Here is a 25,934-nt window from a genome sequence, read left to right on the forward strand (position 1 = left end):
GCCTGTTCAGAAGCGCGCGACGACGTCGCTGAAGTCAACGTCGCGGGCGACGTAGACGTAGATCACCGTGCCCTGGTTGATGGTCACCGTGGGCGGCCTGTTGGCGGCCTCGCGCACGGCCATGTCGGCCAGGTTCTGGACGGTGCGGGCGGTATTGCTCTCGAAAGGTTCCTGCACGATCACGCCGCCTGCGGCAATCGAGGAAGTCGTGGGGCCGTGCCCGGCGGCCTCATACTTGAAAGCGTCGCTGAGCATGCTGATGAGCAATGCGGCGCTGATGCGGCTGCCCCAGTGCGCGTCGTAGTGCCCGGGCAGTCCGGCGCCGCCCAGATTGTCGATGCCGGGGCTCGGCTTGCTGCTCATGTCCACGTCGATGCCGGTTGGCGTGATGATGCGATCCCACACCACGGCGACGCGCCGGCCTTTCGGGCCGCTCGAATAGGCGCCGAGCACCTTTGAGCCCTTAGGCAGCAGCAGCTTGCGGCCGTTGAATGAATACACCGGCTCGGTGACCAGGCAGGAGGTGTAGCCCGGCACGTCCGTGACGATCCGGGTTTCCAGCACGCAGCGGATGTAGGTCCCGCGCTGCATCAGCGCATCGGCGTGCTCCAGCGGCTCGGCTTGGGTCGCCGTCGCTCGGCCGGACAGCGAGGCCCGGCCGAGGCCTGGAGACGGTGCGCCGGCAGGTGTCGCCGAAAGGTTGCCCATCGGGTCCGATGTGCCGGCGATGCGGCGCTCGATCAGCGTGGGTTCGCGGGGCGTATAAGCCAAAGACGCCTGTGGGGTTTGTTCGGCGGGCGGTTGCGGTAGCGGCAGCGGCGGCAAGGCGGGTTGCGTGGCCAGAGGAATCGGTTCGGGCCCGGGGCGGCGGGCAGGCGGCAGGGCCAAGGCCGGCGGTGCATCGGCCACGGTGACTTTTTCTTCCCTCGGTTTGTTCGGTTCGCGACGCGAGGTGGCGCTGCTGATCATCCAATACGAGACGAACAACAACAGCGCGACTGCAGAACCTAGCATCAGCAGCACGCGCCGGTTCATCCGTCGCAGTTCATGCGATTTCAGCAGTGGCGCGCCGGCGTCCAAGTCGGGCGAGGCGGACTGCTGGTAGTGCGCGGAGTAAGGATTGTGCGTTAACGCTTCGCCATGACCGGCGTCCGCGCTATCGACGGACTGGTAGGGGGTGTGCGTGCTCACTTGGCGGCGTTCCTTCGCAGGCCGATGACGTCGTCGCCATGGCGGATGACGAGATAGGGATACGTTCCGTGGACGACGATGGTGTTGCCCTCGACGGTCGTGTTGACGAGGGAATCGTCGCCGTGCTCCGTCTCGCGCATGAAGATCGCCGGGAAGTTGCCGGTGGGAAAGCGCTTGAGGTCGCTCATGCGGATGTAGGTAAAGCGGCCATCGTCATAGACGTGCGCCGGGACCAGCCAGGGCGCGCGCTTGCTCCGCGTGGCGTAGTCGTAGTCGAAGTTGTAGTTGCGTCCCGGGATCAACCGGGTATCCAGCGGAGGTGCTTCGGCGGCTTTCTTCCTTTCCGTCGAGAAGCTGGTGCCGGCGGGATAGGCAAAAGTGATCTTGTACTGCACGCCCTCGCGCTTGGCCTGGTCTAGTACCTTCCAGTCGGTCGCCACTACCTTCAGTTCGAAGATGTAGGAGTGCGTGGCCGTACGCACCATCATGTTGGTGTCCACGTCTACGTTTTTGGGCTTGAGGTAGAACACGTTGTCGCGACGGGTGAGTTCCCAGCCGCTGCTGAAGCCGGTGCTGTAATCGAGGATTTGCTCGTTCGGGCTGAGCTCGATCTGCGTGGTAATGCCCAGGCCCGAGCGCACTGGATAGATGTGGTCCGGCTGGTATTCGTACTGCTGCACGACCTGTGCTTGTGCCTGGCTTGGTATGCCAATGGCGGCCGCGCACATCAGGGTCGCCACGAACGCAAGGTGGTACCGGGTCATCGAGCCGCTCCCGTTGGGGCATCTGCTGCCGCATCGAGCCGTGGTGAAGAGCCCTGACCTTGGATAGGCGCGGGCGGGTAGGCTGGCGTGGAGGACTGCGTCATCGCCTGGGCATTGGCGGCTTCCGGGATCTCGGCAGGCGCAGGCGTGGCGTAGTCGTTGTCCACGCGGTAGCTGGTGACCCAGAAACCCAGCGGGTTCTCGATGCGGTTGCGGTCGTCCATTTCCAGGTTCGCCTTGTAGATGAATTCCATCGTGGCGATCTTGCTGTCCAGCGGCTGCGTGGCGCCGCTCTGCTTGTCGTAGAGGCTGCGCTGGAAGCGGACGGTGGCGCCCGTTGGCGTGCGGCCCGCGCCGCCGCCGATCAGGACGATGCTGAGCAGCCTCACTCGTATGGCTTTGTCCTTTCCGTATGCCTTGTAAGGGCTGTCCGGGTTCATCGACGAGTAGAGCCGCGTGTAGTCTGCCTTGACGCCAGGCGAGGCCATGGTCTGTACGGTGGTCCAGTCGCCGAGGTTGAGCAGCGCCAGGTCGTAGGACTCGCGGGCCATGACGAAATGCGCGACGTTGCTGCGGTTGATCGCCTCGCTGGTGCTTATTCGGCGATGCGTGAAGTCCCCGGTCAGCCGGGCCACGGTGCTCGTGCCCGTGTAGGCATCAGCCATCACCAGGTAGGGCACTTTTTGCTTGAGCGGAAGCATGTAGAAATAGCCGCCAGCGAGGATCAGCGACATGCCGAGCGCGCAAAATGCCACCCACCACGCGCGCCGCTCGCTGCGGCGCGCGATGTCTGCGATCGAGAGTTCGTAGTTGACCGCCTTGGCGACGGCTTCCTCGACCTTGCGGGAGCTGGCTTTCCTGGCAAGCATCAGCGCACTCCGCCGACGGTGTCGGTAGAGCCCGGCTTCGTAGCTACGCCGGTCGGAGGCATCGATGGCTGCTGCATCCCTGAAGGCGTGATGCTGGAACCGAAGCTCTTTACGCGGTCGACTTGAAGCCTTTCACCCGCAACGGTGACCGACACGCCCTGCGCCGCGTAGACCGCGCTCAGTTCGCTAACCGCTTGCTGGATGTCCGTCGTGCGCAACTTGCTGACTGGCGCGAACAGCGTGTAATCGGAAGGAATGCGATAGACCAGCGTCATGCCGGTGTCGGTGGTCCAGCGAACCAGCATGTTGCGCAGCGTCTCGTCCATCGGAGCGGCGTAGTAGGTATAGGGCTGATTGAGCGGAATCTCGGTGGTAGACGGCTGGAAGCGATTGACTGGTTTCCAACGCCCGCCGAAATCCTTGGCGGCAGGCGTTCCGCAGCCGGCCAGCAGGAGTGCTGGCAGCAACAGGGCGCTCAGAATCCGGTTCGGAAAAACCTTGTTCACGTGGAGCTCGCAGGTCGAGGTAGTTGTCAGCCGCGTGGCGTGGGGCGCACGCGCGCACCGGCACGGCGCGGCGCCGCACCCTGTTCGATGCCGGGGCAAATCAGTAGATGTGGAGAAAGCCTTGGAGCCGGTGCGATGGCGCGCGCACGACACTCCGTCCGCATGCGCGGAAGGCGTGTAGGCACTTGCTTGCCGGCATCAGCGCGCCGAGCAACAAAATTTGCAGGGCCCACGCTGCACTAGTTGGCGATTCCATTCCGACTCCCTGTCTATTCCGTCTTCAAGCAGGTCTTCGGATGCAAGGCGAGAGACCTGTTGGCAGTAGCGTTCACGTCACTTGAACGCGGTGCTTATTAGAGCCGCGGCCCGCTACGAGCGACAAGCCCGATGCGTCAGTACGTGGCGTCATCCACGTGACATCCTCGCTGTGGGTGAAGACCTACGAATGGTTGGGTGGGCCGCTGTCAGCGTGCTCGCCCAGGCTTCTCGTGTTGGCGACTAGCCGCTTGCCGTGGTCTTGCGCCGCGGTTGAAGTGCGTCTATATTGCGCAACTCATATGTTAGCGCGTTAGTACATTATGAAGCGACGAGCGATTGATCCCGAGACCCCGAACGAGTCGGTGGAGCGCAGCCTGTGCGAGGCGCTGCTGGCGCTGCGCGACGTGGACGAGATGCAGGCGTTCCTGCATGACCTGTGCACGCCGGCGGAACTGGAGGCGATGGTGGATCGCTGGCGGGTGGTGCCGTACCTGCAGGAGGGGCTGCCTTACCGGGAGATCCACGAGCGCACGGGGGTGAGCATCACCACCATCGGGCGGGTGGCGCGCTACCTCAACCAGGGCAACGGCGGCTATCTCGCCGCGGCGGCGCGCGCGGCACGCAAGCGCAAGACCGCCAAGGCACCGGCATGAGGCCGCGCGATCGACTTCGCATCGCGATGCAGAAATCCGGGCGGCTCACCGAGCCGGCGCAGGACCTGCTGACGCGGTGCGGGTTCACCTTCCGGCAGAGCCGCGACAAGCTGTTCTGCTTCGGCGAGGGCGAGCCGGTGGACCTGTTGCTGGTGCGCGATGACGACATTCCCGGGCTGATCGCGCAGGGCGTGTGCGATCTGGGGATAGTCGGGCGCAACGTCCTCAACGAGTACGAGCTCACCGCTGGGCGCGAGGATGACGTGGCGCTGGCGGAATGGCGCGGGCTGGGCTTCGGGCGCTGCCGGTTGTCGCTGGCGGTGCCGCAGGAGATGGACTATGCCGGCGCCGCGGACCTTGCCGGGCGACGCATCGCGACCTCCTATCCGGGGCTGCTCGGCCGCTGGCTGCGCGCGCAGGGGATCGAGGCCGGCGTGGTGACGCTGGCCGGATCGGTGGAGATCGCGCCGCGGTTGGGTACGGCCGAGGCCATCTGCGACCTGGTGCAGAGCGGCGGCACGCTGGTGGCGAACCAGTTGCGCGAGGTCGAGGTGGTGCTGGACAGCGAGGCGCTGCTGGTGGGCCCGCAGGTGCTGCCGGCGGACGAGCGCGGCGACCTGGTCGAGCTGCTGCTCAAGCGCATCGATGGCGTGATCCAGGTGCGCGAGTCGCGGCTGCTGCTGTTGCAGGCCGCGCGTGGCTCGCTGGAAGCGATCACTCGCCTGTTGCCGGGCGGCCCGCAGCCGACGCTGCTGCCGCTGGCCGGCCAGCCGGACCAGGTGATGCTGCAGGCGCTGTGCGCCGGCGAGGTGAGCTGGCGCCAGCTCGAAGAGATCAAGAAGGCCGGTGCGCGCGAGATGTTCGTGCTGCCGGTGGAAAGGATGCTGGCATGAAGCGGCTGGCGTGGAATGCGTTGGACGAACAGGGGCGCGCCGCGGCCCTGGCGCGGCCGGTGCAGGCGCGCAGCGACGAGCTGCGCGACGGTGTCGCAGGGATTATCGAAGCCGTGCGCGGGCAGGGCGATGCGGCGCTGCTGCGCTTCACCGCTCGGTACGACCGCTGCACGCTCCAGCGGTTGGAGGTCGAGCCGTCCGAGTTCGACGAGGCCGAGGCGGCGCTCGATCCGGCGTTGAAGGCGGCGATAGGCGAGGCGGCCGCGCGCATCGAGGCGTTCCATCGCGCCGCCGCACCTCGACCGGTGGCGATGGAAACCGCGCCAGGTGTGCGCGTCGAACGCGTGTTGCGGGCAATCGGCCGCGTCGGGCTTTACGTGCCGGCCGGCACCGCGCCGTTGCCGTCCACGGCGTTGATGCTGGGCGTGCCGGCGCGCATCGCCGGCTGCGCCGAGGTTGTCTTGTGTTCCCCGGCGCGCGCGGATGGTCGTTGCGATCCGGCCGTTCTCCATGTGGCGCGCGTCATCGGTGCGCATCGGGTGTTCAAGCTCGGCGGCGCGCAGGCGATTGCCGCGATGGCGTACGGCACGGCAAGCGTGCCCCGTTGCGACAAGCTGTTCGGGCCGGGCAACGCGTGGGTCACCGAGGCCAAAGTGCAGGTTTCGACCGATCCGCAGGGCGCGGCGATCGACATGCCGGCCGGTCCGTCGGAAGTGCTGGTGGTGGCCGATGCGCAGGCCGAGCCCGCCTTCGTGGCGGCAGATCTGTTGTCCCAGGCCGAACACGGACCGGATTCGCAGGTAGTGCTGGTAAGCCCGTCGGCCGGCTTGCTGGATGCCGTGGCGGCCGAAGTCGAGCGCCAGTGCGCGGCTTTGCCGCGAGCAGATGTCGCGCGCCGGGCGCTGGCGAACAGCCGGTTGATCGAGGTCGACTCGCTGGAGCAGGCGATCGAGGTGAGCAACCGCTACGCGCCGGAACATTTGATCCTGCAGGTCATCGAGCCGCGTGCCTGGCTGGCGCGGGTGGAGAGTGCCGGCTCGGTGTTCCTGGGCGCATGGACGCCCGAATCGGTCGGCGATTATTCGAGCGGCAGCAACCACGTGCTGCCGACCTACGGTTATGCGCGCAGCCACAGTGGCGTGTCGGTGGCCAGTTTCCAGAAGCAGATCAGCGTGCAGGAGCTGAGTCCGGAAGGGCTGCGGGTGATCGGTCCGTGCACCGCCACGCTGGCCGCCGCCGAGCAGTTGGAGGCGCACCGCCGCGCGGTGACGCTGCGGCTGGCGGCGCTCGATGCGGAGGTATCCATCGCATGAGCGTGCTGGAACTCGCGCGCGCGGAGATCCGCGCGCTGGTGCCGTATTCCTCCGCGCGCATGGAGGCAACAGGTGGTGCGTTGATGCTCAACGCGAATGAATCGGCGTGGGCGCCGTTCGGCGATGCCGGACTGGATTGCCATCGCTACCCGGACCCGCAGCCGGCGGCGCTGGTCGAACGGCTGGCCGGACTGTATGGCGCAAGACCCGATCAGGTACTGGTCGGTCGGGGCAGCGACGAGGCAATCGACCTGCTGGTGCGCGCGTTCTGCCGCGCCGGCGAAGACGCGATCCTGGTGCAGCCGCCGACCTTCGGGATGTATGCGGTCTGCGCGCGCGTGCAGGACGCCGCGGTGGTCGAAGTGCCGCTGTCGGCGGATTTCACACTCGATGTCCACGCGCTGCTGGCGGCAGTGACGCCGGCGGTCAAGCTGGTCTTTGTCTGTGCACCGAACAATCCGACCGGGGCGGGTGTGTCCCTGGAGTCGGTCGAAGAACTGGCGCGACGACTGGCCGGGCGTGCGCTGCTGGTGGTGGACGAGGCTTACGTGGAGTTCGCCGGCAGCGCCAGCGCCGCAACGTTGCTCGATCGCTACGAGCACTTGGCCGTGCTGCGCACGCTGTCCAAGGCGTGGGCGCTGGCCGGTGCGCGTATCGGTTGTCTGCTGGCCAATCCCGATGTGGTGGCCTTGTTGCGACGCATCCTGCCGCCCTATCCGCTTCCGCGCCCTTGCGTGGCCGCGGCGCTGGACGCGTTGTCGTCGGCGGGGCAGGCGACGGCGCGTGAACGCATTGGTGTGGTGCGCGCCGAACGTACGCGGATGGCGGCCGCGCTGGCAGCGATGCCGGGTGTGCGCGCCGTGCTTCCGTCGCAGGCGAATTTCCTTGCCGTGCGTTTCGGGGACGCGGGCAGTGCGTACCGGCGGCTGTCAGGTGCCGGGATCGTGGTACGTGACGTGCGGCGTTACCCGGGGCTGGACGATGCCCTGCGCATCACGGTCGGTACGCCGGAGGAAAACAGCCGGGTGCTGGCCGTGCTCGGGGGTGAGGCGTGAGCGCTGCCCGTTGCGAGGGATCCTCTGCACGGCGCCCTGTCGGGCGAGGCATGGCCGTGGTGCCCGGGGCGCGCTCCGGCGGGAGAGCCGTATGAGCCGGAAAATCCTTTTCGTCGATCGCGACGGCTGCCTTATCGTCGAACCACCGGACGAGCAAATCGACAGCTACGCTAAGCTCGATCTGCTGCCGGGCGTGATCGGCGCATTGCAGCGTTGCGTCGCGGCCGGCTACGAGCTGGTGATGGTGACCAACCAGGACGGCCTGGGTACCGCCAGCTTCCCCGAGGAGGCGTTTCGCGGGCCGCAGGAGCTGTTGCTGCGCGTCCTCGCTTCGCAGGGCATCGTGTTCGGCGAGGTTCTCGTCGATCGCAGCTTCCCGCACGAAGGGCTGGATACACGCAAACCCGGGATTGGCCTCCTGCGCCATTACCTCGCCGACGACGCTTGGAGCCGTGCCGCATCCGCGGTGATCGGCGACCGCGAGAGCGACATGCAGCTTGCCGCCAATCTGGGCGTGCGTGGATTGCGGGTCGGTCCGTCAGGCTTTGGCTGGGAGGAAATCGCGCATCGCCTGCTGGACGCGCCGCGTGTCGGGGCGGTGCATCGGCGGACGCGCGAGACGTCCATCGAGGTAGGCGTGGATCTGGATCGCCCGGCTGAACCACAGGTACGCACCGGCCTGGGCTTCTTCGACCACATGCTCGAACAGATCGGCAAGCACGGCGGCTTCGCGCTCACGCTCACCTGCGTGGGCGATACGCAAGTGGACGAGCACCACACGGTGGAGGACTGCGCGCTGGCGCTGGGCCAAGCGCTGCGACAGGCACTCGGCGACAAGCGTGGGATCGGCCGCTACGGTTTCACTTTGCCGATGGATGAATCGCTCGCCAGTGCAGCGCTCGATCTCTCCGGACGGCCCTGTTTCGTGTTCGAGGGCAGCTTCCCGCGCGAACGGGTCGGCGATTTGCCGACCGAACTGGTGGCGCATTTCTTCCGCTCGCTGTGCGAGACGCTGGGCGCCAACCTGCACCTGTCGGTACGGGGCGACAACGCGCACCACATGGTCGAGGCCTGCTTCAAGGTCGTCGCCCGTGCGCTGCGCCAGGCCCTGCGGAGGGAGGGCAGCGAACTGCCCAGTACCAAGGGGGCTCTGTGAGTACCGCAATCGCTACGTCCGCCCGCACCCTGACGGAACAGCCCTTGGGCGCCGCCAGCCCGCCCGTCGTGCTGGTCGACGCCGGCGGCACCAACATCGGCTCCGTGCGTTATGCCCTGCAGCGACTGGGCGTAGAAGCGCCGCTGACCTCCGATCCAGCGACGATCCGCGCAGCCGGCAAGGTGATCCTTCCCGGCGTCGGTGCAGCGGGTCCGGCGATGGCGCGATTGCGTGCGCTGGGTCTGGTCGACGTGCTGCGCGGGCTCAGCCAGCCGGTGCTTGGCGTGTGCCTGGGCATGCAGCTCCTTTGCTCGCGCTCGGAAGAGGGTGAGGTGGATTGCCTGGACGTCATCCCGGTCGCGGTGCGGCGGCTTCGGGCCGCGCCGGGGCTGAGGGTGCCGCACATGGGTTGGAACCGGCTGCATGCGTGCGCCAGTCATCCCTTGCTCGAGGGCGTGCCCGCCGACGCGCAGGCCTATTTCGTGCACAGCTATGCGGTGCCGGCAGGCGATTACACGCTTGCATCAACCCACCACGGCGCGGTGTTCTCGGCCGTGGTGGCGCGCGGCAATTTCTTCGGCATGCAGTTCCATCCGGAACGCTCGGCTGCAGTGGGCGCTCGCCTGTTGCGCAATTTCCTGGACCTATGAAAGCTGAAATCCTCCCCGCCATCGATTTGCGCGAAGGCCGCGTCGTCCGACTCGCGCAAGGCGACTACGCCCGCCAGAAGACTTACCCCGATGACCCCGTTGCGCTGGCTTCCGGTTACGCGGCGGCCGGTGCGCGCTGGCTGCATGTGGTCGACCTCGACGGGGCGAAGTCGGGCGGATTCGCCAACCTGCCTGTGATCGAAGCCTTGGCACGCACCGGTCTGCGAGTACAGGCCGGTGGCGGCGTGCGCGGCATCGCCGACGTGCATCGGCTGCTGGACGCGGGCGTGGAGCGGGTAGTGGTCGGCAGCGTGGCGATCCGTGATCCGGAACGGGTAGTCGACTGGCTGCGGCGTCACGGTGCGGATCGCTTCACGATCGCGCTGGATACACGCTGGCAGGAGGATCGCTGGACGTTGCCGAGCGCCGGCTGGACCCAGGCCGAGGCGCGCACGCTCGATGACCTGGCGCCATGGTTCGCGGCGCGTGGCGCCCGCCACCTGCTGTGCACCGACATCGACCGGGATGGCATGTTGGCGGGCCCCAACCTGACGCTGTACCGCCACCTGTCGGACATTGCCCCGGCGCTTGCCGTGCAGGCGTCCGGTGGCGTGCGTTCGATCGACGACATCCGCGATGCGCGAGTGGCCGGCGCGAGCAGCGTGATTCTTGGGCGAGGACTGCTGGAAGGCTGCTTCGGGTTGGCGGAGGCGATGGCTGCATGAGTCGTTCCTTCGCAAAGGGCGGCAGGGCGCCGCGACGGTCACGCGGGAGGTCTCCGTGCTGAGCCGTCGCATCATTCCCTGCCTGGATGTGCGCGACGGTCAGGTCGTCAAGGGCGTGCGCTTTCGCGACCACGCGGTGGTCGGCGGCATCGTCGAGCTGGCGCTGCGGTATCGCGACGCGGGGGCGGACGAGCTGGTGTTCTACGACATCACTGCCAGCCCGGAGGGGCGCGCCGTCGACAGAGCCTGGGTCGAACGGGTGGCGCGGGAGATCGATATCCCCTTTTGCGTGGCCGGCGGCATCCGCAGCGTCGATGAGGCGCGCGCGGTGCTGCACGCCGGGGCGGACAAGGTATCGATCAATTCGCCGGCGCTGGAGCGGCCATCCCTGATTGCCGACCTGGCCGCGGCGTTCGGTGTGCAGTGCGTCGTCGTCGGCATCGATTCGCTTCGCGATGCCGATGGGCAGTGGCGTGTGCGCCAGTACACCGGCGATCCGTCGCGCACGCAGGCGCTGCCGCGGCGCACGCTGGACTGGATCGTGGAGGCGCAGCGCCTGGGCGCCGGCGAGATCGTGCTCAATTGCATGGGCAGCGACGGCGTGCGTGGTGGCTACGATCTGGCGCAACTGGCCGAGGCGCGCGCGGTCTGTGGGGTGCCGCTCGTCGCCTCCGGCGGTGCCGGCACAGCCGAGCATTTTCGCGAGGTGTTCGCCCAGGCCGATGTAGATGGCGCGCTGGCGGCCAGTGTGTTCCATTCCGGCGCGATCGAGGTGTCGGCATTGAAGCAGTGGCTTTCCGGGCAGGGCATTGCGGTGCGCGTGACGACGGAAACCGGAGGTGTGCGATGACCGAGGCGCTCGACTTCGCCAAGGGCGGCGGCCTGGTGCCCGCGATCGTGCAGCATTGGCTGACCGGCCAAGTGCTGATGCTGGGCTATATGGATGCCGAAGCGCTGGCGGCCACACAAGCGAGCGGCCTGGTGACCTTCCACAGCCGCAGCAAGGGGCGCCTGTGGACCAAGGGCGAGAGTTCGGGGAACGTGCTCCGGATGAGGAGCCTGCATGTCGACTGCGACGCGGATACGCTGCTGGTGCTCGCCGAGCCGGCCGGGCCGACCTGCCATCGCGGCACGTCCAGCTGCTTCGACGGAGCACGGCTCCCCTTGGGCTTTCTCGCCGAACTCGATGCGCTGGTCGCCCGGCGGGCGGTCGAGCGGCCCGCCGGCAGCTACACCACGCAACTGTTCGAGGGCGGCATTCGCCGCATCGCCCAGAAGGTTGGCGAGGAAGGCGTGGAGACAGCACTTGCCGCCGTCGCGCAGGACGATGCGGAGTTTCTAGGCGAAGCTGCCGACCTGCTGTTCCACCTCACGGTGGCCCTGCATGCGCGTGGACTGGGACTCTCGCACGTCGCTGCCCTGCTGGCAGATCGGCATGCGCAGCAGTCGGTGAAGTGATCGGCACCACCTTGCAAGAGCGCACCCTGTGCGCAACCGTCATGCATGCATCTGCCCAGGCGCCCACCGTTATCGGTCGCGCAGGGGTGTGCTCCTACGGGGGCTCAGTGATGGGCAGCCAGCGGAGCGGATTGCCGTGGTTGCTGGAAGGGCACGGCCGGGCCCGGATTCAGGCCCTGGCGCCATCGCGCCAGCTGCTCGGCGATGCCTTTGCCGATCGCCATCTGCGGCTCGGAAGGCAGCAGTCGCTCCTGTCGCTCCCACTTCGTGATCTCGCCTTTTGCCTGCGCGAAGGCGGCGATGAAGTCGGGCGTGTGGTTCAGCGCATCGATCAGCCATGCGCGGCCGAAGTAGGTTGCCGCCGAATCGTTGCCACAGCCGAACGAACTGCGGTCGCTGCGCGCAGCGGTGAGTACCAGGGTGCCCTCGCCCTGCAGCGACGGGATGAAGCCGCCGGAGTAGCAGGCGTTGACCACCACCACCTTCCACTTGAATGGGCGTGCCGCGAGGATCGCGCCAAGGTCCTGCGCGCCGATCTGGTCCAGCGGCAGCGGGTCCATGTCCACGAGCAGGGTATGGTCTTCGCTGCCGTGAGTGGAAAGGTAGAGGAGCAGGACGTCCTGTCGTAGGTCCATGGCGTCGGCCAGTCCATCGAGGGCGCTTTCCAGGTTGCTCCAGGTGGCCAGCGGCCGGGTGGATAGCGTGTCCGGGGAGTTCTCGAGCACGAGCGCGTGCGCCGTGGCGCCGAACCGCCGGGTAAACAGGCGCGCGGCGTACTCTGCTTCGTTGTGGAAGACGTCCTCGCTGCCGTCGCCGGCGAAGGCGAGCAGGTAGAGATTTGGCCTGCCCGGGACGCGTGGACCGAGCCGGGCGAGCGCGGCATCCAGCAGCTGCGGTTGGGTGTAGAGCACCTGCTCGGGCGTCGGTGCCTGTTCCGGCCAGTCATCCTGCGGCAACGCCGGGGCTTCGGCGTCGTCGAGCGGCGGCTGCGTGGCGACCCGGGCGATCGCCGGCACGCGCGATGCCTGGCCGGCCGGGTGGTGAGGGAGCCAGCCCTGGGCCAGCAGCATCGCCAGAATGCCGGCGGCAAATGCGAGCAGGGCGATCAGGCTTGCGCGCATTGCAGGTCTCAGGGTTCGATGGCGTCGAAATCCGCGTAGGCGCGATGGCGCGGCTCGGACGGCATCGCCTGTGGTGCACGGACGAGCCAGCCGGTCTGCATGCCGGCGGTGCCTGCGGCATCCAGTTCCTCGACGATGTCGGACAGGAACAGGATGTGCTCCGGGCGTTCGCCGATCGCTTCGGCGATCTTCGCGTACGAGTCGGATTCGCGCTTGGGGCCGGTTTCGGTGTCGAAATAGCCGGCGAACAGCGGCGTCAGGTCCCCCGCGTCGCTGTAGCGGAAGAACAATCGCTGCGCCGGTACCGAACCGGAGGAATAGACGTACAGGTGCAGGCCGTCGGCGCGCCAGCCATGCAGGCGTGCGGATACTTCGGGATAGACGTGCGCGCGGTATTCGCCAGCCTCGTAGCCTTCCTTCCAGATCATCCCCTGCAGCGCCTTGAGCGCGGTGGATTTGCGGTCCTGGTCGATCCAGCCCAGCAACAGCTCGATGATTTCCTGGCGGCTGGCCTCGATGATGCCCGCTTCCTTGGCCGCCTCGTGCAGCCAGTGCTGCACTTCGGGCCGGTCGGCGTGCGTTTCGACGAAGGCCGGCAGGCGCTTGCGGGCGTACGGAAACAGCACGTCCTTGACGAAATCGATCGAACTGGTGGTGCCTTCGATGTCGGTGACGATGGCGCGGATGGTGGTCATGGGCGGCACGTGTCCGGAAAGACGGCAAGGATAGCCGAGCTCCCGCATGGCGGGCTTCAACCCACGGGAGCCTCGCTGCGAATCCACGGCGGGCTGACGCCCGCTTCGCGAGGCTAGCGCGAGCCCGGATCCATCCGCGGGAAGCGTTCGGCGATGTCGGTGCCGGTGAAGTTGGCGACCCAGCCGTCTTTGTTGGTGAACAGACGGATGGCGACGAAGTAGGGCGATTCGCTCATGTCGAACCAGTGTGGCGTGCCGTCAGGTACGCCGATCAGGTCGCCTGCCTCGCACAGCACGTCGTACACCTTGCCTGCGAGGTGCAGGGTGAACTGGCCGCTGCCGGCGACAAAGAAGCGCACCTCGTCTTCGCTGTGGGTGTGTTCGCTGAGGAATTTCTTTCGCAGCGCCGCGCGGTCCGGGTGATCAGGCGCCAGGCTTATGACGTCGACCGACTGGTAGCCCTCTTCGCGCATCAGGCGGTCGATGTCATCGCGGTAGGCGGCGACGACTTCTTCCTGACTGGCCCCCGGAGCAATGGGCGCATTGGCCTCCCACTGCTCGAAGCGCACGCCGACCTGGCCGAGCTCGCGGGCGATCTCGGCCGGTGCGGTATGCACGGAAACCGGCGTGGACGGCTGGGTGTCCTCGAAGATGCGCAGGCGGCTCATGCGGACAGTCTCCTCAGGTCGAGTTCGCAGCCGAGCAGGAATTCGAGCGCCTCGAGATGACGGCGCGCCTCGGCCATGTCGGCGCCCCAGGTGTAGATACCGTGGCCGTCGATCAGGTAGGCATGCAGCGGCTTGCCGGCATCCAGCCAGGCGTCGATGCGCTCGACCAGCTCGGGCATGTGCTGCGTGTTGGGGAAGACCGGGATCTCCAGCACGCTATCGTGCGTGGTGTAGCCGGTGATCGCCTTCTGCAGTTCCCAGCCTTCCAGCCGCACCGCGCCCTCGCGGGCGAACAGCCGCGAGGCCACGCTCTGCGTGCGCGAATGGGTATGCAGGACTACCTGCGCCTGGGGCAGGCGACGGTAGGCCTGCGTGTGAAGCTCGGTTTCGGCGCTGGGGCGCGCGCGCGTGCCGACCGCATGGCCGGCCATGTCGACCAGCATGATGTCCTCGCGCCCCAGGCGACCCTTGTCGCGGCCGGAGATGGTGATGGCAACCACCTCCTCGTTCACGCGCATGGAGAAATTGCTGCTGGTCGCCGGCGTCCAGCCCAGTGACGCGAGCTCGCGCGCGGCCTCGGCGACGGCGTCCGCGCAAAGCGCGAAACGGGATGGATCGACGGAAGAGGGCAATTCCTGCATGGGTATTTGGACGTCCAAACGGTGCGCGACTATAACACGCCGGCCTGTGCGACCAACGGCAAATGCGAGTCGTTCTCGCAAGTCAGGTGGAATTGACGTTCGCGGCGTACCATCGCGACAGGCTGCCGCGTCCGCGGTGGCGGAAACAACGGAGGTTCAACTATGTCGCAAGAAAAAGACATCGAATCGCGTCGACGCTTCCTGAAGGTCGCGGCCGGCACGGCGGCGGCCGCCGCGGTGGTCGGTGGCATGCCACGCTTCGCGCGCGCCGCTGATCTGCCGCATGTGGCCGAGTCCGATCCGACGGCGAAGGCGCTCGATTATGTCGAGGACGCCAGCAAGTCGAAGAACCCGAAGCATACGGCGGGCGCCGTGTGTTCGAATTGTCAGTTCTTCACTGACCCGACCGCCAAGGCTTACGGCCCTTGCCAGTTGTTCCCCGGCAAGGCGGTGAACGCCAAGGGCTGGTGCGTCTCGCACACTACCAGGAAGGCCTGAGCACGCACACACGCGTTCGATGCGCGAGGCGCACTGAAAGATTTGCGTGTGTGGAGATTGGCCGAATGGCCGGTCTGAAAAATGCTGCCCAGACGCGTCAGGCTGAGGAGCTGACCCGCCTGACGCGCCGGGCGGCGATCCGGGGCCCACTGCCAAGTGATCAACCCTCGGAGCACGGATGATACTCCCGTGAGGGGCGGTTCGGGCGATCGGTGCCGGATTTTTTCTCGGAAAACTTCCGTTAAAGCCTTCTTTATCAAAGACTTAGGAAGAAAAATTGTTTGCGGTCCACAACTCGGGCAGTTGTAATAATTTTGTTAAATGTTGCGTCCGCCTGCGAACGTCGTTCAACGGTCGGGTTCGTGAATCCGTCGGGACGCGCCGCGATCGATGCGACGCGAGTGCAGGACCTCACGCACGGGGGCGCAGGAAGGACAGAAGCCGCCCTTGCGACGGGGGACGGTACTTACCGCCACTTAGTTGGCGGCTGAGCTCGATGCCTTGCGCAACTGACTGTGCCGACGGCCGTAGGCGAAGTAGATGACCATGCCGATCACCGTCCAGATGCCCAGCATCAGCCACTGATACCAGTTCTCCCAGTACAGCAGCATCAGGCAGCTCAGCACGCCCAGCGTGCAGACCACTGGCGCCCACGGCACGCGGAACGTGCGCGGCAGTTCCGGCTGGGTATGGCGCAGGATCAGCACGCCCGCGCAGACCGCAACGAACGCGATCAGCGTGCCCATCGAGACCAGGTCACCCAGGATGTCGAGCGGGAATACCGCGGCCAGCGCGGCGATGCCCAGGCCGGTGATCACCGTGTTGATGTGCGGCGTGCGGTAGCGCGGATGGATCTTCGCGAATACCGGCGGCAACAAGCCGTCGCGGCCCATGATCATGAAGATGCGCGGCTGCGCGATGATCATTACCAGTACCACGGATGACAGGCCGATCAACGCGCCGACCTCGACCAGCCAGCGCAGCCATTCCAGTTCGGCATGCGCCTTGACCGCCGTGACCACCGGCTCGGCCGTGCCCAGCAGCTTGAATGGCAGCAGGCCGGTGATCACCGCTGCCATGCCCACGTAGAGCACGGTGCAGATGGCAAGCGAGGCGATCGTGGCGATCGGGAGGTCGCGCTGCGGGTTTTTCGCTTCCTGTGCCGCGGTCGAGGTGGCCTCGAAGCCGATGTAGGCGAAGAACACCAGGGTGGACGCCCGCATGATGCCTGACCAGCCGTAGGTTTCCGGCCCTTCGTTAGCCGGGATGAACGGGTGCCACAGCTCCGGATTCACGTAGCGCCAGCCGGCGACGATCACCACCACGATCAGGCCGACCTTGAGCAGCACCATGGCGACGTTGGCGCCGCTGGATTCGCGGATGCCCACGTAGCAAAGCCAGGTCAGCGCCAGCACGATCGCGACCGCGGGCAGGTTGAACAAGGCGCCGGTTCTCACCAGATGTCCGCCCGTGTAGGCAAGGGGCGCGGTCGTGAGCGCGGCGGGCAGGTGGATGCCGACATGGTCGAGCAGGCTGACGAAATACCCCGTCCAGCTGACCGCGACCGCCGAGGCCGATACGCCGTACTCGAGCACCATGTTCCAGCCGATAAACCAGGCGACCAGTTCGCCCAGCGTTGCGTAGGCATAGGAATAGGAGCTGCCCGACATCGGGATCAGCGTGGCGAATTCCGCATAGCACAGCGCGGTAAAGCTGCAGCACACTGCAGCGATGACGAAGGCGAGGATCACCGCCGGGCCGGCGTGCTCGGCCGCGGCCTGCCCCGTGATCACGAAGATGCCGCCGCCGATCACCGCGCCGATGCCCAGCGCGGTCAGCCCCCAGGGGCCCAGCGTGCGGCGAAGGCCGGGACCGTGCGAGTCGTCGACGTCGGAGAAATCGGTCTTGCGGGCGAGCAGTTGCTTCAGCATGGGCATTCCGGACATGAAACCGGCACGGTTTTCACCGTGCCGGCAGGGTTTCACTGGAGAGGCGACGCCAACGTCAGACCGGTTCGGTGCCGTTGGCCAAATGGCTCTTGCGGTACCCGTAGAGGTAGTACACGACCAGACCCACAGCCGCCCAGCCGAAGAACACGTACATGGTCACCTTCGACAGATTCAGGAAAAGCAGCAGGCAGCCCAGGACGGCGAGAGGGCAGACGATCCAGGCAAACGGGGTGCGGAACGACCGCGGACGATGAGGCTGCTTGACGCGCAGGATAAGCACGCCCAGCGCCACCATCATGAACGCGAACAGCGTGCCGGAATTGGTCACGTCCGCCAGCGCGCCCACCGGGAACATCGCGCCGAACAGAGACACGAAGACGCCGGTGATCATCGTGATCACGTGAGGCGTGTGGTAGCGCGGGTGGATCTTCGCCAGCGAGCTCGGCAGCAGGCCATCGCGGGCCATGGTGAAGAAGATGCGGGTCTGGCCGTAGGTCATCGTCAGGATGACCGAGGGCAACGCGAGGCTGGCCGCCGCGCCGATGAAGTTGCCCCACCACGGATGGTCGAGCAGCCGCACCGCATGGGCCAGCGCTTCCTTGCTGCAAACAAGCGCCTGGGACGCCTGGCACGCAGCGGCCATGGCGGGGGTGCCCGGCTGGATCGCGGACCCGTCCGGGGCGACCACCGGCTGCGCGCCGACGGAGCCGATAGCGCCATAGCTCACCAGCAGGTAGTAGACCGTACATACGCCGAGTGCGCCGAGCAGGCCGATCGGGATGTTGCGGTTGGGATTCTTGGTTTCCTCGGCCGCCGTGGAGATGGCATCGAATCCGACGTAGGCGAAGAAGATCGAAGCCGCGGCGCCAAGCACGCCGATGCCGCCCATCGGGCTGCCCCAGCCGTTGGGCGTGAAGGGCTGGAAGTTGGCGTCCTGGACGCGCGGCAGCGCAATGATGATGAAGACCGTCAGGGCGATCACTTTGATCAGCACGAGCACGGCATTGACCTTGGCCGATTTGCTGGTGCCCACGACGAGCAGGGCGGTGATGACCAGGCCGATCAGGCAGGCAAAAAGGTTGAAGCCGCCGCCATCCAGCGGACCGACGCGGAGGAACATCGGCAACCCGAGCCCGCGGCTGGCCAGGAGCCCGTTGAAATAGCCGGCCCAGCCCACGCACACGGTGCTGGCGGCAATCGTGTACTCCAGTACGAGCGCCCAGCCCACGACCCAGGCGAGCCCTTCGCCCATCACGCCATAGGTATAGGTGTAGGCCGATCCGGCGACCGGCACCATGGAGGCAAGCTCTGCGTAGGCAAGCGCGGCCAGGCCGCAGACGACGGCGGCGATGATGAAGGAAATCATCATGCCGGGGCCGGCTTTCTGGCCCGCTTCAGCGGTGAGCACGAAAATGCCGGTGCCGATGATCGCGCCAATGCCCAGCATGGTGAGCTGGAACGGACCGAGCTGGCGGACGAGGGATTTCTTTTCGGCGGTAGCGAGAATCTGGTCGAGCGGCTTGACGCGCTTAAACAGCATAGCGTTCCCCATGAAAGACGGCGTGCTCCCCGACCCTTGCGTTAGCCACGCGTTGAGCCGATGTGACGGGCAACCTTAGCCGAGCGTGACTGGGGGTACAAGCGCCACGAGACATGCGTGGACGCCGTTAGAATCGCCGTTTGACCACCGCCCGAACCATCATGCCCGAAACATCGACCTGCCGGCTTGGCGACGCGCTGCACCGACATGGACTGGCCTGTCCGGATGACCCGTGTGTGAGCGGGTTCCTGCAGTTCCTGGCCAGCGCGGATGAGGTATTCGAGCGCTCGCACCCGCCCGGGCATTTCACCGGTTCGGCCTGGCTGGTGAGCGCCGATGGCGAGCGCGTGCTGTTGACGCATCACCGCAAGCTCGGCCGCTGGTTGCAACTGGGCGGCCATGCCGAGGGTGATCGCGACCTCGCGCGTGTCGCATTGCGCGAGGCGGAGGAGGAATCCGGTCTGGGCAACCTCGTCGTGGAACCGGAGATCTTCGATCTGGATCGCCACCTGATTCCCGCTCGTGGCGAGGTACCGGCGCATTGGCACTTCGACGTGCGCTACGTCGTGCGCGCGACAGGCAGCGAAGCGTTTGCCGTCAGTGAGGAGTCTCTGGATCTGGCCTGGCGATCCATCCGGACCATCGCACAGGACCCGCAGGCGGACGCATCGTTGCGGCGCATGGCGCAGCGATGGCTCGCCCGCTAGAAGCCACCATGGAAGATCAGGCCGATTCGTAGCGCGCAGGTGCCGGATTGAGATGTCCGCAGGCGTCGCAGGTGCGGGCATCGCGCGACCCATAGAAGCGATCGAACACCGGCGGGAAGTCCTGCTCGATGCTCTGCAGGGTGAAATATTCCTCGTACAGCTTGTGGTTGCAGCGTTCGCAGAACCACAGCAGGCCATCCTGCTCCCCGGTGACGCGCCGGCGTTCGATCACCAGGCCGACCGACTCGGGCATGCGCTGCGGCGAATGCGGCACGCGCGGCGGCAGGTAAAACACTTCGCCCGCGCGAATGGGGATGTCGCGCGCGACACCTTCGTCCTGCACCTTGAGCACCATCTCGCCCTCGAGCTGGTAGAAGAATTCGGGGCCTTCGTCGTGATGGTAGTCGGTGCGAGCGTTCGGGCCGCCGACGATCATGACGATGAAGTCGCCGTCCACGATGCATTTGTTGCCGACGGGCGGCTTGAGCAGGTGGCGGTGTTCGTCGATCCAGCGTTGCAGGTCGATGGGCGGAAGCAGGGCCATGGCTGAGCTCGGCGTGTGGAAAAGCCTACCTTAGCGCCGGAGAGCGGGGCGCGCGCGATGGCTATCCGGTGACGTTCGGACGGGAGCGAAAAGCTGGCGTCTGAAGCTGCCCTTCGCAATGGCCGCGCCCATGTCGCCGGCGCGGCACAGGACTGGCATGCCTTGCATGCATGCTGGCCGTGGCGCCTGCCAGCGAGCGGTCAGACCTCCAGCGTGGCCAGGTCGCCCTTTTCTTCCAGCCAGCTCTTGCGGTCGCCGGCGCGTTTCTTGGCCAGCAGCATGTCCATCAGCCTGGCCGTGCCTTCGCTGTCGTCCACGGTCAGCTGCACGAGGCGGCGCGTGTCCGGATGGATGGTCGATTCGCGCAGCTGCGCCGGGTTCATCTCACCCAGGCCCTTGAAGCGGGTGACCGAGACCGCGCCCTTCATTTTCTCGCGCTCGATCTTCTGCAGCATCGACTGTTTCTCGGCCTCATCCAGGCAGTAGAAGACCTGCTTGCCCACGTCCACGCGGAACAGCGGAGGCATCGCCACGAACACGTGCCCCTCGCGCACCAGCGAGGGGAAGTGACGCAGGAACAACGCCGAGAGCAAGGTGGCGATGTGCAGGCCGTCGGAGTCGGCATCGGCCAAAACGACCACCTTGCCGTAACGCAACCCGGAGAGGTCGTCCTTGCCTGGGTCGCAGCCGATGGCCACGGCGAGGTTGTGCACCTCCTCGGAGGCGAGCACGGAGGTGGATTCGACCTCCCAGGTGTTCAGGATCTTGCCGCGCAACGGCAGGATTGCCTGGAACTCCTTGTCGCGTGCCTGCTTGGCGCTGCCACCGGCCGAATCGCCCTCCACCAGGAAAAGCTCGGTGCGGGTGAGGTCGGTGGCGGTGCAGTCGGCCAGCTTGCCGGGCAGGGCGGGGCCCTGGGTGATCTTCTTGCGCACCACCTGCTTGGCCGCCTTGAGGCGCGCACTGGCGCGCTCGATCGCCAGTTGGGCGATCCTTTCGCCCAGGTCCACGTGCTGGTTGAGCCACAGGCTGAAGGCATCGTGCACCACGCCCTCGCATAGTGCCGCGGCGTTGCGCGAGGACAGCCGTTCCTTGGTCTGGCCGGCGAACTGCGGATCCTGCAGCTTGGCCGAGAGCACGAAGGCCAGGCGTTCCCACACGTCCTCGGGCGCCAGCTTGACGCCGCGCGGCAGCAGGTTGCGGATGTCGCAGAACTCGCGGATGGCGTTGGTCAGGCCACTGCGCAGGCCGTTGACGTGGGTGCCGCCCTGCGCGGTGGGGATCAGGTTGACGTAGCTCTCCTGCACCAGCTCGCCTTCGGGCAGCCAGGTGAGGGCGACATCCAGGCCTTCGGTGTCGCGGGCGACGTGGTGGACGAACAGGTCGGCCGGGATCGCCTCGGCGCCATCGAGCTCGCCGCGCAGGTAATCGCGCAAGCCATCCTCGTAGTACCACTCACTCGTTTCCCCGCTGGCTTCGTCGACCAGCTTCACGCTCAGGCCGGCGCAGAGCACCGCCTTGGCGCGCAGCAGATGCTTGAGCTTCGGCAGCGAGATTTTCGGCGAATCGAAATACTTCGGATCGGCCCAGAAGCGCACGGTGGTGCCGGTCTTCCGCTTGGGCACCGAACCGATGACTTCCAGTTCGCTGACGCGGTCGCCATGCTCGAAGGCCATGCGGTATTCGTTGCCGTCGCGGCGGATGGTTACCTCGACCCGCTGCGACAGCGCGTTGACTACCGACACGCCCACGCCGTGCAGGCCGCCGGAGAAGTTGTAGTTCTTGCCGCTGAACTTTCCGCCGGCATGCAGGCGGGTGAGGATCAGCTCCACGCCCGGCACGCCTTCCTCCGGATGGATGTCCACCGGCATGCCGCGGCCGTCGTCGCTGACCTCGACGGAACCGTCAGCGCGCAGTACCACTTCGATGGCCTTGGCGTGCCCCGCCAGCGCCTCGTCCACCGAGTTGTCGATGACTTCCTGCGCCAGATGGTTCGGGCGGGAGGTGTCGGTGTACATGCCCGGGCGGCGTTTGACGGGATCGAGGCCGGAAAGGACTTCGATGTCGGCGGCGTTGTAGCGACTGCTCATGCGTGGGGTCGGTCAGGGGACGGAAACGTTGCAGGATGGCGAGAGGCGGGCGGGGTGGTCAAGCGGGCTTGCCGCGAAGTGCGCGGCCATCCGTCTTCTGCGCCCTCCCCCCGTTGCGGGCGAGGGCGCGATAGGAGGCACCGGAGCGGTGGTGTACTTGCCCCATTCATCGGCGACGGAAGCGCTCCTGGCGGAATCACAACGGTGCGCAATGCCGCTCCAGCCACGCCAGGTCCGCATCCTCCAGCAGCGGCGCCAGCGCCGCCCGCACGGTGGCGTGATAGTCATCCAGCCAGGCGCGTTCTTCAGGATTGAGCAGGCCCGGTTCCAGTGCGCGGCGATCGAACGGGCACAGTGTTAGCGTTTCGAAAGCGTAGAACTCGCCGAACTCGGTCTGGTCCGCCTGCACCACCACCGCCAGGTTCTCGTGCCGGATGCCGTGGCGCGCGGGCTTGTAGAGGCCTGGCTCGATCGAGGTGATCATCCCCGGTTCCAGCGGCACCAGCGCGCCGTTGGGCGAGGGCGGTCGGATGGAATGCGGGCCTTCGTGCACGTTGAGGAAGTAGCCCACGCCGTGGCCCGTGCCGTGTCCATAGTCCAGGCCGCTGGCCCACAGCGGTGCACGCGCCAGCGCATCGAGCTGCGGGCCACTGGCGCCCTTGGGAAAGCGCGCGCGGGAAAGCGCGATCAGTCCCTTCATCACCAGCGTGGCGTCGCGGCGCTGCTCCGCGGAGGTTTCGCCCAGCGCCAGCACACGCGTGATGTCGGTGGTGCCGCCCAGGTACTGGCCGCCCGAGTCGACCAGCAGCAGGCCCTTGCGCTGCAAGGTGCTGTGCGCCTCGGGCGTGGCGCGATAGTGCGGCAGGGCGCCATTGGCCTGGTAACCGGCGATGGTGGCGAAACTTTCGCCGACGAAATCGGGTTGTGCCGAGCGCTCTTCGCGCAGAAGCACGTCGACGTCCAGCTCGGTCTGGGTCATGCCCGCGGCCAGGCGCTCTTCCAGCCGACGGAAGGCGCGTACCAACGCGGCGCCATCGCGGCGCATCACCTCGCGGATGTGTTCGAGCTCGGCTTCGGTCTTGCGGGCCTTGAGGGCTGTCGACGGGTTGGGCGCCTCCACGCGGTCGGCCGCCGGTCCGATAGCTTCGGCCACAGTGCAGACGACCCGCGCCGGATCAAGCAGCAGGCGTGCGCCTTTGCCCAGCTCGGCCAGGGCATCGGTGACGGTGGCGTAGTCGGCGATGCGCACATTGTCGGCCTTGAGTGCGGCCACCAGCGCATCGGACAGCTTGCCGCGGTCGACGAACAGCGTGGCCGGTCCGTCCGTTTCGACCAGCAGATGGCCCAGAAATACCGGGTTGCATTCCACATCGCTGCCGCGCAGGTTGGTCAGCCAGGCTATGTCGTCAAGGCTGGAGACCAGGTGGTGCGTAGCCTGCTGGCGGCGCAGGCTGGCGCGCAGGCGCTCCAGCTTTTCCGCGCGGGTGCTGCCAGGGTAGCCGGGCGGGTGCTCGAACACCGGCGCCTTGGGCAGGACGGGGCGGTCGGTCCAGATCTCGCCGGGCAGGTCCAGGTCGGTGCGAACGTGTGCGCCGGCCTCGTCCAGCAGGCCCTCGACCTGCTTGCGGGCGGCGACGGACAGACTGTCCCCGGCCACCGCCAGCATGTCGCCGCCTTTCAGGTGCTGCTGCAGCCACTGCAGGTGTTCGGGGGCGTGCGAGACCTTCTGCTTCTTGAGCGCCACGCCCGTGCCGGCCAGTTGCTGTTCGGCCTGGGAGAAATAGCGCGAATCGGTCCACAGGTCGGCCGTGTCGACGGTGACCACCAGCGTGCCGGCCGAGCCGGTGAAGCCGGAAAGCCACTCCCGCGCGGCCCAGTGGGCGGGCAGGTATTCGGACAGGTGGGGATCGGCGGAAGGGATCAGGCAGGCGGCGACGCCGTGCTTCTGCATGGCCTGGCGCAGGGCGACCAGGCGGGAGGGGATGGGGTTGGTCATTCGCCCATGCTATCGCCTTCCATCCTCGATCGGTCACGCCTACCTAGGCGTGCGGCGCCGGGGTGGAAAACGCTCCCGGGGCTTTTTCGGGGGCGCCTTCGACTTGGGCGCGGCGCGCCTGCGCCGGGCGAACGATGTGGGGTTATGAGGGACCCGCACCGTGGTTCCACGCCGCCGGAGAGGCCCAAGCGTGAACCGCACCACCGGAATGTCTCGCCGCCGGGCCCGTCACCCGCTAAAATGCCGAATTTCCAGCACGGCTGCATTCCATGACCCCCCTGATTTTCGTCACCGGCGGTGTGGTGTCCTCGCTCGGCAAGGGCATCGCGGCGGCGTCGCTTGCGTCCATCCTCGAGGCGCGCGGGCTCTCGGTCACCTTGATGAAGCTCGATCCCTACATCAATGTGGATCCGGGCACCATGAGTCCGTTCCAGCACGGCGAGGTCTACGTCACCGACGACGGCGCCGAGACCGACCTGGACCTGGGTCACTACGAGCGCTACGTCCACACGCGCCTGACCGGCAAGAACTCGATTACCACCGGCAAGATCTACGAGAGCGTGATCCGCAAGGAACGCCGTGGCGACTACCTGGGCGCCACCGTGCAGGTGATCCCGCACATCACCGACGAGATCAAGCACTGCGTGCACGAGGCCACCCGTGGCTTCGACGTGGCGCTGGTGGAGATCGGCGGTACGGTGGGCGACATCGAGTCGCTGCCATTCCTGGAGGCGATCCGCCAGTTGCGCATCGAGCACGGGCCGGAAAAGTGCCTGTTCATGCACCTGACCCTGGTCCCGTTCATCAAGGCCGCCGGCGAGATCAAGACCAAGCCGACCCAGCATTCGGTCAAGGAGCTGCGCTCGATCGGCATCCAGCCTGACATCCTGCTGTGCCGCTGCGAGGAGCCGCTGCCGGATAGCGAACGGCGAAAGATCGCCCTGTTCACCAACGTTCCCGAGAACGCGGTGATCAGCGCGATCGACGTGGACGTGATCTACAAGACCCCGTTGTGGCTGCACAGCCAGGGGCTGGACGACATCGTGGTGCGGCGGCTGGGGCTCGACGCCAAGCCGGCCGACCTTTCCAGCTGGCGCCGCACCGTCGAGGCGGTCGAGCACCCGAAGGACGAGGTCACCATCGCGATCGTCGGCAAGTACGTCGAACATAAGGACGCCTACAAGTCGCTCGGCGAAGCGCTGCGCCATGGCGGCATCAAGCAGCAGACCCGGGTCAACCTGGACTGGATCGATTCGGAACAGGTCGAGGCCGAGGGCGCGCAGAAGGTGCTGGGCAAGGCCGACGCCATCCTGGTGCCGGGCGGCTTCGGCAAACGCGGCTTCGAGGGCAAGGTGCTGTCGGCCAGGTACGCCCGCGAAAACGGCGTGCCGTACTTCGGCATCTGCTACGGCATGCATGCGGCGGTGGTGGACTTCGCTCGCAACGTGGCGGGCCTGAAGGATGCCGATTCGAGCGAGAACGATCGCAACACCGCCAACCCGGTGATCGCGCTGATTACCGAATGGACCACCGCCGCCGGCGAGACCGAGCAGCGCAGCGAACACTCGGACCTGGGCGGCACGATGCGCCTGGGCTCGCAGGAGGCGCGCCTGAAGACCGGCACGCTCGCGCGCGAGACCTACGGCCAGGAAGTGGTGCGCGAGCGCCATCGCCACCGCTACGAATTCAACAACCGCTACCGGCAGGATTTCGAGGATCTGGGCCTGGTGGTGTCCGGCAAGTCCATGGACGACCTGCTGGTCGAGATCGTCGAACTCCCCCAGCAGAAGCACCCGTGGTTCCTGGCCTGCCAGGCGCATCCGGAGTTCACCTCCACGCCGCGCGACGGCCATCCGCTGTTCATCGGCTTCGTCGAGGCGGCGCGCGAGTACAAGGCGATGCGCGAGGGAGAGAAGCTGGCGAGCGCGCAGGCGAGGGCATGATGGCCTTGTCCCACGTGCCTCGTTCCAGATGAACGGTGTGGCGCCCGACAG

The 25,934-nt window shown here is 66.8% G+C and carries 25 protein-coding genes; 12 read left to right on the forward strand and 13 right to left on the reverse strand.

The window, feature by feature from the left end:
- Positions 1 to 6: 6 nt before the first annotated feature.
- From LQ772_RS07225 to LQ772_RS07240, 4 genes are read right to left on the reverse strand one after another with little or no spacing between them, the layout of a single operon-like run.
- The gene (locus tag LQ772_RS07225) at positions 7 to 1,191 is read right to left on the reverse strand and encodes a TrbI/VirB10 family protein (protein ID WP_231325348.1); all 1,185 of its coding nucleotides are present in this window, start codon (positions 1,189 to 1,191) and stop codon (positions 7 to 9) included.
- Positions 1,188 to 1,955 (reverse strand): TrbG/VirB9 family P-type conjugative transfer protein, encoded by a 768-nt coding sequence (locus LQ772_RS07230; RefSeq protein ID WP_425600827.1) that lies wholly within the window; start codon positions 1,953 to 1,955, stop codon positions 1,188 to 1,190. The genes LQ772_RS07225 and LQ772_RS07230 overlap by 4 nt, the downstream gene beginning before the upstream one ends.
- Positions 1,952 to 2,824, reverse strand: coding sequence for a VirB8 family type IV secretion system protein (locus LQ772_RS07235; protein ID WP_231325350.1), 873 nt, complete (start codon positions 2,822 to 2,824; stop codon positions 1,952 to 1,954). Before LQ772_RS07235 ends, LQ772_RS07230 begins: the two co-directional genes overlap by 4 nt.
- The gene (locus LQ772_RS07240; RefSeq protein WP_231325351.1) at positions 2,824 to 3,330 is read right to left on the reverse strand and encodes a toxin co-regulated pilus biosynthesis Q family protein; all 507 of its coding nucleotides are present in this window, start codon (positions 3,328 to 3,330) and stop codon (positions 2,824 to 2,826) included. Before LQ772_RS07240 ends, LQ772_RS07235 begins: the two co-directional genes overlap by 1 nt.
- A 578-nt stretch (positions 3,331 to 3,908) precedes the next feature.
- On the opposite strand from LQ772_RS07240, the gene LQ772_RS07245 reads away from it, so the two are divergent.
- From LQ772_RS07245 to hisIE, 9 genes are all read left to right on the forward strand, one after another.
- Positions 3,909 to 4,241 (forward strand): YerC/YecD family TrpR-related protein, encoded by a 333-nt coding sequence (locus tag LQ772_RS07245; RefSeq protein ID WP_209623028.1) that lies wholly within the window; start codon positions 3,909 to 3,911, stop codon positions 4,239 to 4,241.
- Positions 4,238 to 5,134 (forward strand): ATP phosphoribosyltransferase, encoded by an 897-nt coding sequence (gene hisG / locus LQ772_RS07250; protein WP_231325353.1) that lies wholly within the window; start codon positions 4,238 to 4,240, stop codon positions 5,132 to 5,134. The genes LQ772_RS07245 and hisG overlap by 4 nt, the downstream gene beginning before the upstream one ends.
- Positions 5,131 to 6,447: a histidinol dehydrogenase gene (gene hisD, locus LQ772_RS07255; RefSeq protein WP_231325355.1), complete on the forward strand. Its 1,317-nt coding sequence runs from the start codon at positions 5,131 to 5,133 to the stop codon at positions 6,445 to 6,447. The genes hisG and hisD overlap by 4 nt, the downstream gene beginning before the upstream one ends.
- Complete coding sequence (hisC, locus tag LQ772_RS07260; protein WP_231325357.1) at positions 6,444 to 7,502, forward strand: histidinol-phosphate transaminase; 1,059 nt, start codon at positions 6,444 to 6,446, stop codon at positions 7,500 to 7,502. The genes hisD and hisC overlap by 4 nt, the downstream gene beginning before the upstream one ends.
- Positions 7,503 to 7,593: 91 nt before the next feature.
- Positions 7,594 to 8,658, forward strand: a complete 1,065-nt coding sequence (gene hisB / locus LQ772_RS07265; protein WP_231325359.1) for a bifunctional histidinol-phosphatase/imidazoleglycerol-phosphate dehydratase HisB — start codon at positions 7,594 to 7,596, stop codon at positions 8,656 to 8,658.
- A 44-nt stretch (positions 8,659 to 8,702) separates the two neighbouring features.
- On the forward strand, positions 8,703 to 9,308 hold the full coding sequence (gene hisH / locus LQ772_RS07270; protein ID WP_231325360.1) for an imidazole glycerol phosphate synthase subunit HisH: 606 nt from the start codon (positions 8,703 to 8,705) through the stop codon (positions 9,306 to 9,308).
- Positions 9,305 to 10,033: a 1-(5-phosphoribosyl)-5-[(5-phosphoribosylamino)methylideneamino]imidazole-4-carboxamide isomerase gene (locus LQ772_RS07275; protein WP_231325363.1), complete on the forward strand. Its 729-nt coding sequence runs from the start codon at positions 9,305 to 9,307 to the stop codon at positions 10,031 to 10,033. The genes hisH and LQ772_RS07275 overlap by 4 nt, the downstream gene beginning before the upstream one ends.
- Before the next feature lie 55 nt (positions 10,034 to 10,088).
- Entirely contained in the window at positions 10,089 to 10,883 is a 795-nt protein-coding gene (gene hisF / locus LQ772_RS07280) for an imidazole glycerol phosphate synthase subunit HisF (protein ID WP_231325365.1), read from the forward strand.
- Positions 10,880 to 11,491, forward strand: coding sequence for a bifunctional phosphoribosyl-AMP cyclohydrolase/phosphoribosyl-ATP diphosphatase HisIE (gene hisIE / locus LQ772_RS07285; RefSeq protein ID WP_231325367.1), 612 nt, complete (start codon positions 10,880 to 10,882; stop codon positions 11,489 to 11,491). Before hisF ends, hisIE begins: the two co-directional genes overlap by 4 nt.
- A gap of 104 nt (positions 11,492 to 11,595) precedes the next feature.
- On the opposite strand, the gene LQ772_RS07290 is transcribed toward hisIE, so the two are convergent.
- From LQ772_RS07290 to LQ772_RS07305, 4 genes are all read right to left on the reverse strand, one after another.
- Positions 11,596 to 12,612, reverse strand: coding sequence for a C13 family peptidase (locus LQ772_RS07290; protein ID WP_231325369.1), 1,017 nt, complete (start codon positions 12,610 to 12,612; stop codon positions 11,596 to 11,598).
- A gap of 8 nt (positions 12,613 to 12,620) precedes the next feature.
- A complete protein-coding gene (mtnC, locus tag LQ772_RS07295) occupies positions 12,621 to 13,307 on the reverse strand; it encodes an acireductone synthase (RefSeq protein WP_231325372.1) in 687 nt (228 codons plus the stop codon).
- Positions 13,308 to 13,420: 113 nt separating this feature from the next.
- A complete protein-coding gene (locus LQ772_RS07300) occupies positions 13,421 to 13,975 on the reverse strand; it encodes a 1,2-dihydroxy-3-keto-5-methylthiopentene dioxygenase (RefSeq protein WP_231325374.1) in 555 nt (184 codons plus the stop codon).
- Positions 13,972 to 14,616 (reverse strand): methylthioribulose 1-phosphate dehydratase, encoded by a 645-nt coding sequence (locus LQ772_RS07305; protein WP_231325376.1) that lies wholly within the window; start codon positions 14,614 to 14,616, stop codon positions 13,972 to 13,974. The genes LQ772_RS07300 and LQ772_RS07305 overlap by 4 nt, the downstream gene beginning before the upstream one ends.
- Positions 14,617 to 14,778: 162 nt before the next feature.
- On the opposite strand from LQ772_RS07305, the gene LQ772_RS07310 reads away from it, so the two are divergent.
- Positions 14,779 to 15,114, forward strand: a complete 336-nt coding sequence (locus tag LQ772_RS07310) for a high-potential iron-sulfur protein (RefSeq protein WP_231325378.1) — start codon at positions 14,779 to 14,781, stop codon at positions 15,112 to 15,114.
- Positions 15,115 to 15,590: 476 nt separating this feature from the next.
- On the opposite strand, the gene LQ772_RS07315 is transcribed toward LQ772_RS07310, so the two are convergent.
- Positions 15,591 to 17,045, reverse strand: a complete 1,455-nt coding sequence (locus LQ772_RS07315) for an amino acid permease (RefSeq protein WP_231325380.1) — start codon at positions 17,043 to 17,045, stop codon at positions 15,591 to 15,593.
- A gap of 73 nt (positions 17,046 to 17,118) precedes the next feature.
- Positions 17,119 to 18,603: an amino acid permease gene (locus LQ772_RS07320; RefSeq protein WP_231325382.1), complete on the reverse strand. Its 1,485-nt coding sequence runs from the start codon at positions 18,601 to 18,603 to the stop codon at positions 17,119 to 17,121.
- Between the two features lie 161 nt (positions 18,604 to 18,764).
- Here LQ772_RS07320 and LQ772_RS07325 point away from each other — a divergent pair, with 161 nt between their 5' ends.
- Entirely contained in the window at positions 18,765 to 19,310 is a 546-nt protein-coding gene (locus tag LQ772_RS07325) for an NUDIX hydrolase (protein WP_231325383.1), read from the forward strand.
- 16 nt (positions 19,311 to 19,326) lie between these two features.
- Here LQ772_RS07325 and LQ772_RS07330 read toward each other — a convergent pair whose 3' ends face one another.
- The 3 genes from LQ772_RS07330 to LQ772_RS07340 all read right to left on the reverse strand — a co-directional run bounded on the left by LQ772_RS07330 (position 19,327) and on the right by LQ772_RS07340 (position 23,940).
- Positions 19,327 to 19,854: a 3-hydroxyanthranilate 3,4-dioxygenase gene (locus LQ772_RS07330; protein ID WP_231325384.1), complete on the reverse strand. Its 528-nt coding sequence runs from the start codon at positions 19,852 to 19,854 to the stop codon at positions 19,327 to 19,329.
- 200 nt (positions 19,855 to 20,054) lie between these two features.
- Positions 20,055 to 21,944, reverse strand: coding sequence for a DNA topoisomerase IV subunit B (parE, locus tag LQ772_RS07335; protein ID WP_231325385.1), 1,890 nt, complete (start codon positions 21,942 to 21,944; stop codon positions 20,055 to 20,057).
- 196 nt (positions 21,945 to 22,140) lie between these two features.
- The gene (locus LQ772_RS07340; protein WP_231325386.1) at positions 22,141 to 23,940 is read right to left on the reverse strand and encodes an aminopeptidase P family protein; all 1,800 of its coding nucleotides are present in this window, start codon (positions 23,938 to 23,940) and stop codon (positions 22,141 to 22,143) included.
- A gap of 269 nt (positions 23,941 to 24,209) precedes the next feature.
- Here LQ772_RS07340 and pyrG point away from each other — a divergent pair, with 269 nt between their 5' ends.
- Positions 24,210 to 25,883 carry a CTP synthase gene (pyrG, locus tag LQ772_RS07345; protein ID WP_231325387.1) on the forward strand — a complete coding sequence of 558 codons (1,674 nt, stop codon included), beginning with the start codon at positions 24,210 to 24,212 and terminating at the stop codon, positions 25,881 to 25,883.
- Positions 25,884 to 25,934 lie beyond the last annotated feature (51 nt).

Origin of the sequence: Frateuria edaphi, assembly GCF_021117405.1 — a bacterium.
GTDB classification, from domain to species: Bacteria; Pseudomonadota; Gammaproteobacteria; order Xanthomonadales; family Rhodanobacteraceae; genus Frateuria_A; species Frateuria_A edaphi.

Excerpts from the sequence above, each read along its gene's own strand:
- LQ772_RS07230 (WP_425600827.1), bottom strand. The coding sequence starts at position 1,955 with ATGACCCGGTACCACCTTGCGTTCGTGGCGACCCTGATGTGCGCGGCC.
- LQ772_RS07235 (WP_231325350.1), bottom strand. The coding sequence starts at position 2,824 with ATGCTTGCCAGGAAAGCCAGCTCCCGCAAGGTCGAGGAAGCCGTCGCC.
- LQ772_RS07245 (WP_209623028.1), top strand. The coding sequence starts at position 3,909 with ATGAAGCGACGAGCGATTGATCCCGAGACCCCGAACGAGTCGGTGGAG.
- hisG (WP_231325353.1), top strand. The coding sequence starts at position 4,238 with ATGAGGCCGCGCGATCGACTTCGCATCGCGATGCAGAAATCCGGGCGG.
- hisD (WP_231325355.1), top strand. The coding sequence starts at position 5,131 with ATGAAGCGGCTGGCGTGGAATGCGTTGGACGAACAGGGGCGCGCCGCG.
- hisC (WP_231325357.1), top strand. The coding sequence starts at position 6,444 with ATGAGCGTGCTGGAACTCGCGCGCGCGGAGATCCGCGCGCTGGTGCCG.
- hisB (WP_231325359.1), top strand. The coding sequence starts at position 7,594 with ATGAGCCGGAAAATCCTTTTCGTCGATCGCGACGGCTGCCTTATCGTC.
- LQ772_RS07275 (WP_231325363.1), top strand. The coding sequence starts at position 9,305 with ATGAAAGCTGAAATCCTCCCCGCCATCGATTTGCGCGAAGGCCGCGTC.
- hisIE (WP_231325367.1), top strand. The coding sequence starts at position 10,880 with ATGACCGAGGCGCTCGACTTCGCCAAGGGCGGCGGCCTGGTGCCCGCG.
- LQ772_RS07290 (WP_231325369.1), bottom strand. The coding sequence starts at position 12,612 with ATGCGCGCAAGCCTGATCGCCCTGCTCGCATTTGCCGCCGGCATTCTG.
- mtnC (WP_231325372.1), bottom strand. The coding sequence starts at position 13,307 with ATGACCACCATCCGCGCCATCGTCACCGACATCGAAGGCACCACCAGT.
- LQ772_RS07300 (WP_231325374.1), bottom strand. The coding sequence starts at position 13,975 with ATGAGCCGCCTGCGCATCTTCGAGGACACCCAGCCGTCCACGCCGGTT.
- LQ772_RS07305 (WP_231325376.1), bottom strand. The coding sequence starts at position 14,616 with ATGCAGGAATTGCCCTCTTCCGTCGATCCATCCCGTTTCGCGCTTTGC.
- LQ772_RS07310 (WP_231325378.1), top strand. The coding sequence starts at position 14,779 with ATGTCGCAAGAAAAAGACATCGAATCGCGTCGACGCTTCCTGAAGGTC.
- LQ772_RS07315 (WP_231325380.1), bottom strand. The coding sequence starts at position 17,045 with ATGCTGAAGCAACTGCTCGCCCGCAAGACCGATTTCTCCGACGTCGAC.
- LQ772_RS07320 (WP_231325382.1), bottom strand. The coding sequence starts at position 18,603 with ATGCTGTTTAAGCGCGTCAAGCCGCTCGACCAGATTCTCGCTACCGCC.
- LQ772_RS07325 (WP_231325383.1), top strand. The coding sequence starts at position 18,765 with ATGCCCGAAACATCGACCTGCCGGCTTGGCGACGCGCTGCACCGACAT.
- LQ772_RS07330 (WP_231325384.1), bottom strand. The coding sequence starts at position 19,854 with ATGGCCCTGCTTCCGCCCATCGACCTGCAACGCTGGATCGACGAACAC.
- parE (WP_231325385.1), bottom strand. The coding sequence starts at position 21,944 with ATGAGCAGTCGCTACAACGCCGCCGACATCGAAGTCCTTTCCGGCCTC.
- LQ772_RS07340 (WP_231325386.1), bottom strand. The coding sequence starts at position 23,940 with ATGACCAACCCCATCCCCTCCCGCCTGGTCGCCCTGCGCCAGGCCATG.
- pyrG (WP_231325387.1), top strand. The coding sequence starts at position 24,210 with ATGACCCCCCTGATTTTCGTCACCGGCGGTGTGGTGTCCTCGCTCGGC.